The sequence below is a fragment of the Candidatus Amarobacter glycogenicus genome (assembly GCF_016704105.1).
GTDB lineage: Bacteria > Chloroflexota > Dehalococcoidia > Tepidiformales > Tepidiformaceae > Amarobacter > Amarobacter glycogenicus.
Genome location: NZ_JADJAT010000017.1, coordinates 1 through 7,062 on the forward strand (window position 1 = coordinate 1; position 7,062 = coordinate 7,062).

Consider the following 7,062-nt stretch of genomic DNA (forward strand, 5'->3'; position numbering starts at 1 on the left):
GACCGGCAGGGGTTTTTCACGCACGCCGACCCGGTGCCCGACCTCAGCAGTTCCACCACCCCTGGCCGTTGATCAGGCTAATGTAGGGATTTGTTCGGCGCTGTGGCTCCCACGCGCGGTAATTTTGGAGAAGCCGCCGGTGGAAATGATGATTCCTTGCCGCCGCACCTGCAGGAACTCAGCGAAGCCACCGTGGGCGCTCTGCACGTTGGCCTTCCCAGCGCTTGGCTCCATCGGCCGCGCTGACGCCTGTCAAGCCGGTGGCGCGGTAAAGGCCAGTCACATCAATGCCGCCGTCGCCGCTGCGCCGGGTGACTGTCACCGTGCTCTCGTCGAAACCCATGCGGATCAACAGCTCCCCGATCAACGCCTCGAAGCGGTCGGACGGCATCTCCAGCAGCAGACCATGCAGTTGCTCGCGCGTGGCCCGGTTGATCTTCTCCACCTGCGCCTCGATTCCCTTCCGCCGCCATTGCACCAGGCCAAAGACCCCTTGCCGGCGCATGAAGCGTGAATCCTCCTGCAGCGAGTCAATGTACAACCGCGAAGCCATCGTCGCTTCGGGCGTCAACCCTGGGGCGAGATCAGCTTCCGCCCCAACTGCGGCCTCGGTGATCTCCTCGAAGCGCAGCGGCCGGCCCGCAGCATGCAGGATGGAGTACGCAGCGTCGAGATAGGTCATGGTGGTAATCCTCCGGCAAGAGAGCGTGCGACGGTCGTTAGCTGAGATTTAGCCGCTGAATGTGAGGCTTGAATGCCCCTTCAAGCCGGATCATGGCATTAATCATTTGATCCTGGATGTCAGGCCACCGGCGTTGATCCAGCAATCCACCGCCAAGAAGCAGAAACCGCACCCGGCAGGCGCGCTTGGCGTCCATTCGTTGCCACTCCAGCGGTTCACCGAAGGCCATCTCGATCTCCTCCTTGCGGGCATAGAACGCGTCGAAGAGCTGCTTGTTCTGCTCGGCGTTGCCGCGGTCAATGTAGAGTTCAACCTGGGCGTCTTCCGATGAATCGCATAGTTGTGCCCGAGGCCGCTCCTGCCTGCACTGGCGCTGATCCAGTTTTCGGTGCTCGAGGCGATGCGGGCGTGGAGTTGTGTCCTTTGCCTTCGCGCGTTCCAGAAGCTGCTTCCAGAATTCCATGCGTAGTACGTGGCGTTTGGCAAGCTCCTTTTTCTGCTCGCCGGCCTGACGCGCTTCGCGCGTTGGGCCAGCCACCACCGTGAACTTCGGCGCCGGCGCCGAGTCGCCAATGCGATACGCCTCTATTTGCAACAAATAGAAGGCCATGTCTGCCGGCAGAATCTCATTCAGCCAATGCACGGCGCGTTCGTGCTCCGGGCGCGGTGCGCTGGTGATCCACACCGCAATTTTGGCATCCAGGTTGCTGAGATAGGTGATCAGCTTGCCCAGGTGGTCGTGATTCGTGCTCTCAAGCTGGTTCTCGATCACGACCAGGCGCTCCTGACCGTCGTCGGCCAGGATGTCAGCCGAGAAGACGCCGGCCGCGGCTTCGCGCTGCACCAGGGTGAGATGAGGCATGCCGAGCGCCTCGCCCAGCAGGTCCAGGTTCTCGGCGAGCCAGGTCGTAAAGTCCCTGGCCTCGTGCGCCCACAGTTCACGCAGTGGGACGCGGGTCAGACGAGCGATGTGCATGGAGTGCTCCAGCGATGTAGCTGCGTGGCTGTTAAGCGGCGTTTTCAGGATGCGCGAGATTGCAAAGTCAGCCACCAGGGTCAGATCTCTTTACTATCAACCATCTTGATTTTCGGGAACTGCTCCTGCTTGAAGCTGTCCTTCAGTGGCATCGAACGCGCTGCCGGGATCCTTCTCATAACGCACCGTGGCTTCGATGCTGATGGTAAAGTCCGCCGGGTTCTGACTGTTGAGCGGTTTGAGCAGGCTGTTGAACAACTGCGGCAATTGGCCGATGGTGATGGCTCCCGAAACCTGGATCACGCGGCCTTGCTTCGGCGGTTCGGGACCGGTTGTAGGCAGGACGAAGTAGCCGGCAGTGTCTTCTCCAATATGGACGGGCAAATCAGCCAAGCTCTTTCCATCAATGCTCAGGCTGTAAACCATGTGTTGGCTCTTTAGAGCCTCAGCAATTGCCGTCCGAACCGATGTTGGATCTACTTTGCCGTTATGAAGTCCAGTGACCTGGTCCACCAGGAGACCCACCTCCACTGGCTTCCCTCGTTCGGCATACGGCTCCAGCAGAGGCCGAACGTCCGCAGCCGTCACTGGCACAGGGCTGTCAAGCAAACGGCGGTATAGCTCCTCGCGCATGACCAGCCAACGCTGGCCCTGGAGGGGGCACGTTGTAGGGCATTTCCTCCTTGAGGAACAGGCCAATGTAGCTGTCTCGTTGGTTGCGGTCAGCCTTCTCATCAGCGAGCTGCCCCAAAGCAAAAATGCCGAGCCGCTGACCGGCCTTGAGAGTTTCCTTCAACACACCCCGGCTTGCCAGCATGGGTAGCGCGACCTGCCGGCAGAACCGCTGCCACAATTGGTCTTCCGTGACCCAGAGCTCCGTCTCGGGCCAGAGATAGCGCCCGTAACGCTCAAGCATGTGTTCGGGGCCTAGCTCTTGTAGAGATCTGGTCGGTGCCCTTGCTCGTCAGGCGATCCCATACGCGCTGAACGATGGTCTGGCCGGCGATGTAGATCCCCAGCTTCGTCAACGACACGTCCAGTTTCGAGCCACCGCCATTGGTCGCCGGGATCGCGGTTGGCACACCGGCCCAACTGAACGCGCTGGGGATCGCCTTGCGCACAGCGCCTGTGCTGTCGGTCAGCTTCTGTTTGACAATCTCTTGTTGCGCGCCGCCGATGCGCTCCCACTCACCGGCGTCGTCCTGGATTTTTCGCCAACTCAGGTATTCGCGCGCCTGATCTTGCGCCTGGCGCATCCCCTCCTCATCGGCCAGACAGAAAACCAGGGAATTCAAGTTGATGCGCGCCGCCGCGCTACGAAACTCCACCATGGCCAGCAGGTCTTGTTTTGCCCTTGTCGCCAAGCTTCTCTTGCCTGACAAGATAGTCAGTCCCCAGCACCTAAGCTTTAGATCCTCGGATTCAGGTATGACTTCAGAAGTCTTGGGCATGAAGTCGAACCAGGCAAAGCCGGTGTTGCCAACCTGGCCCAGGAAACGATCCTTGACCTCTTTGCGAATGAAGGCATCAGCCTCGTCAGAGCCCTGTAGGTTGGCGCGGTGGGTCTGCTGTAAACTGACGACGTTGGGTTCTTTGCGAAACTGGTCTGTGGCTTCGGTGTAGTAGAGGTAATGTAACCGGTCGTGCAGGCGCTTCAACGAGTCCTCACACTGCGCCGCCAGCAAATTGGGACGCGTACAAGCCAGCAGCAATTCATCGGACCGTGCGTGTGGCTTCTCTCCGCCGCTCAGGCTGTAGAGGAGGATCGTCGTGGCCGTGCCTTCTGCCAGGCGAGGCCAGCCCGGCGTGGGATACTCCAGGTCCAGTGTCCGCGCCTTGGACGGCTGATCTTTCGTCGTGCCGGCGATATCGGTGCCCAGGACAGACTCCCAGGCCGGATCGCCGGACACCTCGCGCGTCATCGCGCGCAGGTTCACCTCAGACAGCGGCACATCCATGGGATGAATGAGGACGCGTGTGTCATCACTCCTGTCCTTCCACAAGGTGGCCAGTACGTAGGCAAGAAAACGTAAAGTGCCGCGGGTGAGCTGGAATTTCGCCCTGGCGCCCCAACGGGTGTAAAGGATATCTACCAATTCCGGATGAAAGGGATAGCTGCGTTCGATCCGGCGCTGGTATTCATCACCCAGCACCGAGGAGGGTAAACCGGGCGTGTTGATGTAGAGGTCGTGGTAGGCCTGGCTTGCGCGGGCTGCCGTCTTCTCGTCTACGCTTTCAAACAACCGTCGCCGCACGATATCATGGACTTCGGTCCTTTCCACGGGCGTGTGCTTGGTATCTTCACGGGCCACCTGCTGATTCAGGTGGTCGAGCCAATGCATCGCATCGCTGCTGAGTTGCTCCAGGCTGCTGGCGGTCAGCGATACCACCATCATATTGCGCGGCGCGGTGCGTACCGCATCGGTCATCTCACGCAGGAAGGCAACCGTGTTGTCGGCCAGATTGCCTGAAACGCCGACGAGTTGGGAGACCTTATCCACATAGTGCAGTGTTTCGTCCATGAGGATCACCGCCGGGCCATAGGCATCCAGGAGCCGGGTCAGGTCCGCCACACCCGGCGAGACCAGTTTCTCATCATTAGCGGCAACCATTGCAAAGGCGGCCGCGCCGCCAAGCTGATAGCCATCTCCCCCCACATGGTTCTGATGTGCAACCCCTCCCCGGTTTTGCGTCCCAATGGGTTGATGTCCACGCCCGACATCACGACGATCCGACAGGCAGGGGGCGAGACAGGCTGGCGGCTTCCACCAACTCACGCACCTGGTCAACCTTGGGCGATTCGTCAGAGTGCTCCAGAAGGTGATAGATGGCGAGCTCGGTATGCGTCTTGCCGCCACCGAAACTGGTTTGGAGCGTGGCGACCGGGTTGGCGGCCGCCACGCCTGCCACATGCCGCAGCAGTTTGGTCAACAGGCTGCGCAGGCCCTCAGTGAGGTAGGTTTTACGAAAGAAAACCTCGGCCTTGGAATACTCGTCCGGCGGCTGTCCCGCGAACTGCACCCCTTCGAGGCTGGCCGCAAACAGGCTTTCGTCAATGCGTCCTTCACGCACGTCAGCGTGTGGCGTGACATTCTGCCACCAGGGTATTGGGCTCATGGCAATCCTCCGGAAAAAACGGGTCAATGTTAGAACAGTGGTAGTTGCAGGACGTCATCCTGCTTGGGAGGCTTGGGGCGTTTGCCACGGACAGGCCCTTCCACGTCCAGCAGGCCCATCAACAGCTTGCGCTCCTCCGTGCCTCCGTCGTTCAGTTCAGCCAGCGCCTGCGCCACCTGCCGGGCCGCGCCGTTCAGGTTGGTAAGGAGCTCCATGAGTTCGTCGCGACGGTTCTCTTTCCAGAGCATGCAGGCGCAGTGCAGCGCATCCAAGAGCGAGCCGCGCCCCATCTGGACACGCCGTAGGACGCCTTCCAGCAGGTCGGGGCGCTCGTCCGGCCCCAGCAGTACCATGCGCTGGGGGTCGGGTCGGGCCAGAAGCCCTGAGCGTTCCACCTCACGCAGCTCCACGCCTGTGGCCTTGTCCAGTAGTTGGGCCGCGCCGGTCTCCACTTCCTTGTGCTTGTAGGTCCAGCGCCAGAGCAGGGCGAACTGAGTCTCCCTATCCACGTCACCGGCGTCCACGCCCTTGAGCGCTTCTTCGAGCGCGTGTTCCACCACGGCCTGGCGCACCAGCGTCAGGAGGTTGCTGACTGAAACCGGTTGACCGGAACCGTAGCGCACTTCCCCATACTTGGAGAAGACGGAGAGCGCCGGGCCGATGGCGCTGACGAAGAAGTCGGCGCCACCGATGCCGGCTGCCCAGAAGCGGGCGAGGGCGCGGCGCACCTCCTCGCGCATTTCGGGCAGGACCTTGTCCAGGTAGCCGATGCTGGCGCCTTGGCGTTTGCGGCAAACTAGCATGATGTTTGACGTCAGCACGGTGCCGCCGCGCCAGATAGCCTTGGAGGCATTCTGAGTTTCCACGGGCCAGGAAGCCGTGACCTGGAGGCCGGCGCCGACGAGCGCGTTGACAAGGGTTTCCCAGGCGCTGGTGGGCCTGTGCGCATACATCACCATCGCGATACCGTCGGGCTTGAGCACCGCGGACCTCGCTTAAGGCTTGTCGCATCCTGTCCTCGAAGAATGCCTTTGCTTTGGCGTCTGAGTCGTGCCGGGCGCGGTCCTGGACGATTTCGGCGTTCTTAGGGGTCAGCGGTGCGGGAAAGTATTCAGGCAGAATGTCTTGCAAGGTTCGGCGGAGCCAGACATACTGCATGTCTGCCAGGTAACTGTAGGGCACGCTATCGTAATAGGGCGGGTCGGTGAGTACAGCGTCGTAGTGTTCATCTGGAATATTCAGAGACGTAGCATCTGCCCAGAGGTGTGTTTGCGGAACTCCCACACCCACGACGCCTCGTGAGTGCTGGGAGAGCATAGTCATGCGTGGATTGCCAGCTGCCGCTATTCTCACCAAGAGGATTCGCCCCGGCATAGTCCCAGAACATCTGAGTCGATGACCGGCGGTGGCTCGTTCTACTTTATCCTTAGCATTGTGCCACTGACTTGCCTCGGAGGTCCGCAAGACCATGCGGCTCAGCGTATAGGCAAGGTATAGAGTCACGGCGGTCGCCGCGTCTGCGCCGATGCCTAACGCCAGCATCTCTTGATGCGCTTTCCTGATTGTCTGGGCAAAACACACAAGCGCAAGATTCTGCCTAGCGTTGAACATCTGCCCCCAGACTCGAACGCCATATAACTGAGGATAGAGGCCATAGGCGCGGTCCGGTGGCATATCCATCGGCACGAGGCTCAGGAACGGGTCATCATTGGCAACAGCCCAGCCTCGTCCAGAGCATTGCGAGCTTGCTCATAAGTAGCGCGATCGGTCTCGGTTACGGCTCGAAATGAAACCCTGCGGTCTGTCAATCTGATGAGCGCGACCGCTAGCATCAGCCTACCGTCTTGTGTTGCCTTGAACTGAGCCTTCACCTCATCCGATGAAAGAGTCTGAGGGCAATGGAGGCAGCGCGCCGTACCGCGCGCGGTGGTGCCCTCAGAAGGGTTCTCGCCGCGCGGCACGCCTTCTACAACTTGCGCATCCAGGCTGCGGTCGGCCTGCGGCAGGAGGCGGTAGTAGACCGGGGTCTTCCCAGCGCGATGGCTTAACCAACGATGGGCGAGAAGCGGAATCTCAGCGCCACAGGCGGGGTTCGTGCAGTGAACGGTCTTGGCCCAGAGATATGCCACCACGCTCCCGCCATCCGGTTCCGGCGGGTAGAAACGCTGCAATTCAGGCCTGACCTGCTCCAACACCCAGCGGCCCCACTTTGCGGACGGCTTCCACCAGGTTGCCCTCGCCGGCTCTCCAGTAGTTGCATCTCGTCTCCTGAGGGGGCGGCGGCAGC

Annotated in this window: 8 protein-coding genes; all 8 read right to left on the reverse strand. The window is 60.9% G+C overall.

The features are described from left to right. Positions 1 to 178: 178 nt before the first annotated feature. Positions 179 to 682, reverse strand: coding sequence for an HTH domain-containing protein (locus IPG14_RS11105; RefSeq protein WP_343391878.1), 504 nt, complete (start codon positions 680 to 682; stop codon positions 179 to 181). Between the two features lie 37 nt (positions 683 to 719). Then, complete coding sequence (locus IPG14_RS11110) at positions 720 to 1,733, reverse strand: DUF4268 domain-containing protein (RefSeq protein ID WP_343391879.1); 1,014 nt, start codon at positions 1,731 to 1,733, stop codon at positions 720 to 722. A gap of 21 nt (positions 1,734 to 1,754) precedes the next feature. Beyond that, on the reverse strand, positions 1,755 to 2,171 hold the full coding sequence (locus tag IPG14_RS11115; protein WP_343391880.1) for a hypothetical protein: 417 nt from the start codon (positions 2,169 to 2,171) through the stop codon (positions 1,755 to 1,757). Positions 2,172 to 2,259: 88 nt separating this feature from the next. Then, positions 2,260 to 2,574: a hypothetical protein gene (locus tag IPG14_RS11120; RefSeq protein WP_343391881.1), complete on the reverse strand. Its 315-nt coding sequence runs from the start codon at positions 2,572 to 2,574 to the stop codon at positions 2,260 to 2,262. Continuing rightward, positions 2,567 to 4,315, reverse strand: coding sequence for a DUF499 domain-containing protein (locus tag IPG14_RS11125; protein WP_343391882.1), 1,749 nt, complete (start codon positions 4,313 to 4,315; stop codon positions 2,567 to 2,569). Before IPG14_RS11125 ends, IPG14_RS11120 begins: the two co-directional genes overlap by 8 nt. Positions 4,316 to 4,379: 64 nt before the next feature. Next, positions 4,380 to 4,775, reverse strand: coding sequence for a hypothetical protein (locus tag IPG14_RS11130; protein WP_343391883.1), 396 nt, complete (start codon positions 4,773 to 4,775; stop codon positions 4,380 to 4,382). A 29-nt stretch (positions 4,776 to 4,804) separates the two neighbouring features. Then, entirely contained in the window at positions 4,805 to 5,758 is a 954-nt protein-coding gene (locus IPG14_RS11135; RefSeq protein WP_343391884.1) for a hypothetical protein, read from the reverse strand. Positions 5,759 to 6,466: 708 nt separating this feature from the next. Next, on the reverse strand, positions 6,467 to 6,970 hold the full coding sequence (locus IPG14_RS11140) for a hypothetical protein (protein ID WP_343391885.1): 504 nt from the start codon (positions 6,968 to 6,970) through the stop codon (positions 6,467 to 6,469). Positions 6,971 to 7,062: the final 92 nt, after the last annotated feature.

Coding starts and splice junctions, on each gene's coding strand:
- IPG14_RS11105 (WP_343391878.1), bottom strand. CDS start 682: ATGACCTATCTCGACGCTGCGTACTCCATCCTGCATGCTGCGGGCCGG.
- IPG14_RS11120 (WP_343391881.1), bottom strand. CDS start 2,574: ATGCTTGAGCGTTACGGGCGCTATCTCTGGCCCGAGACGGAGCTCTGG.
- IPG14_RS11130 (WP_343391883.1), bottom strand. CDS start 4,775: ATGAGCCCAATACCCTGGTGGCAGAATGTCACGCCACACGCTGACGTG.